This window comes from Chryseobacterium populi, from assembly GCF_000282115.1.
GTDB lineage: Bacteria > Bacteroidota > Bacteroidia > Flavobacteriales > Weeksellaceae > Chryseobacterium > Chryseobacterium populi.
Genome location: NZ_AKJY01000058.1, coordinates 1 through 1,350 on the forward strand (window position 1 = coordinate 1; position 1,350 = coordinate 1,350).

1 protein-coding gene is annotated in these 1,350 nt (G+C 33.3%); it reads right to left on the bottom strand.

Annotation, left to right across the window (positions count from 1 at the left end; genetic code table 11):
- Positions 1–46 precede the first annotated feature (46 nt).
- A protein-coding gene (locus PMI13_RS13995; RefSeq protein ID WP_157158221.1) for an IS3 family transposase occupies positions 47–1,299 on the bottom strand; the annotation gives its coding sequence in 2 pieces (ribosomal slippage) (positions 47–972 and positions 972–1,299; 1,254 coding nt in all).
- Positions 1,300–1,350 lie beyond the last annotated feature (51 nt).

The following is a 1,350-nucleotide window of genomic DNA, read 5'->3' on the forward strand; positions in this document are numbered from 1 at the left end:
TGACTAGTCCTGAAAAAGGTTGACTAGTTTAATACATCAAATATACTTAAATCAGAGTAGGAATTTTCCTATTCTGATTTTGTTTTTTATAGGTTTTTAATTTTACGTTATTTTTCAAGTGTACTTGGCCTGGAATATTATAATTCAGGGAAAAATGAGGTCTCAAATTATTATAATAGTAAATGGATTGATTAAGCTGTTGTGAGAGATTTTTAAATTCTTCAAAAGTATCGATCAATCCAAATTCATATTTCAGAATACCGTTCACTCTTTCCGCTACAGCGTTTTCATAAGGGTCTGAGTTCTCTGTCATACTGATGAGAATGCCATTTTTCTTCAGCATTTCGGTGTATTCTTTACTACAATACTGCAGCCCTCTGTCTGAGTGATGAATTAAGCTATGTTTGTAGACTCGATTTTTTATAGCCTGTTTTAATGCTTTCAACGTAGAGCTTGTCTGTAAATTATCACTCAATTCATACCCTACAATTTTTTTTGAATAAGCATCGGTAATCAAATGAAGATAATAATTCTTCTCTTTAGTTTTAAGATAGGTAATGTCTGCAACCCAGACTTTCTCTGAACATTCCAACTCTTTTCCTTTGATAATATTGGGGTATTTCTTCATCCAATGTCTGGAATTCGTTGTTTTAAAGTAGCTGTGTCTTCTGGGGATTAAAAGATAATTTGATCTTAAAATCTTAAACAAACGATCTCTTCCTATATGAAGCTGCTCTTTTTCAAAATCATCCTTAAGTAAGACGTAAAGTTTTCGAGTTCCTATTTTAGGCATCTTTTTACGAATTGATAATACCAATTCTATAATCCTTTCTTGATTATTTGTAGAATCAGATTGTTTTCTTCTTTTGTAATAAGCTTGTTTACTGTGTCCAAACAATCGGCAGATATCTTCCAGTGAAAGAGTCGTATTTGCCCTTATTTCCTGGATTGATTGGAACCAGACTTTTTTACAATCTCAATCTTCAGCTCACGCTCTGCTATTTCTATAAATTGCCTAAATACCCTAAGCTCTTCTTCCTTTTTGGCTAATGCTGCTTCAAGCTCTTTAATCTTTTGTTTCTGGGGATCTTTCATGGGTCTTCCTTTACTTAGTTGTGTTTCGTAAGTAAAGTTACCATATTTTATTAACCATCTGGAAATACATGAATTACCACGAATATTATATCGGGTTTGTAATTGTGATTTAGTAAATAATCCCCGCTCGTATTCGGAGACAACCTGTCTTTTGAAAGCCTCACTGTATTCCTGTACAGGGGCTGGTGTTTTTTTTGAATCCATAAGAGTGACTGTTTTTATGATTTTGTAGTCAACCTTTTTCAGGACGAGACA